The organism is Bartonella sp. AA83SXKL (genome assembly GCF_042196965.1).
Lineage (GTDB): Bacteria > Pseudomonadota > Alphaproteobacteria > Rhizobiales > Rhizobiaceae > Bartonella.
The window spans coordinates 1-642 of sequence record NZ_JBHIRG010000245.1; the positions used below are offsets into that span (position 1 = coordinate 1).

1 protein-coding gene is annotated in these 642 nt (G+C 40.8%); it reads left to right on the forward strand.

Features of this window, described 5'->3' with window-relative positions; all coding sequences use genetic code 11:
* Positions 1-4 precede the first annotated feature (4 nt).
* A partial coding sequence (locus tag ACFINO_RS10890; protein WP_375655874.1) for a tyrosine-type recombinase/integrase occupies positions 5-642 on the forward strand: 638 nt, incomplete at its 3' end.

A 642-nucleotide genomic window follows, 5' to 3' on the forward strand; every position in this document is an offset into this window, starting at 1 on the left:
TTAAGTGAGGGCGATTCATCGGTTATCAGCATCATTCGTAAAGACGTCTCCGCAGGGTAAATATTGTGACGGGGCAGGGTTGTGGTTGAATGTTCGAAAAGACAATACACGCTCTTGGTTTTTTCGCTATACGCACCACAATAAGCGCCGTGAAATGGGACTTGGTCCTGTTACAAAACTCTCTTTAAAAGAAGCGCGTGAGCTTACAAGATATTATAGTGATATTCTTAAAGAAGGCAATGATCCTATTGTCTTTCGAGAACAGACTATTTTAAAACAGCAAAGCAATATTTTTCAAGAAATTGCAAAAGCGGCTTTTGAAAGCAAAAAAGCAGAGTTGAAAAATGAAGGTAAAAACGGTCGCTGGTTTTCTCCACTAGAGTTGCACGTGATTCCACACATAGGTAATTTACCTATAGAAAAATTAACGGCTAATATCATTCGCAATGTTCTTGCGCCCCTTTGGCATGAAAAAGCAGATACAGCGCGAAAAGCACTTAACCGTATCAATATTTGCTTGAAATATGCTGCGGCTCTTGGTTTAGATGTTGATCTACAGGCTTGTATGAAGGCACGCGCTCTTTTAGGAAAACCACGTGCGACATCAACAAATATTCCTGCTATGCCATGGCAAGAGGTTCC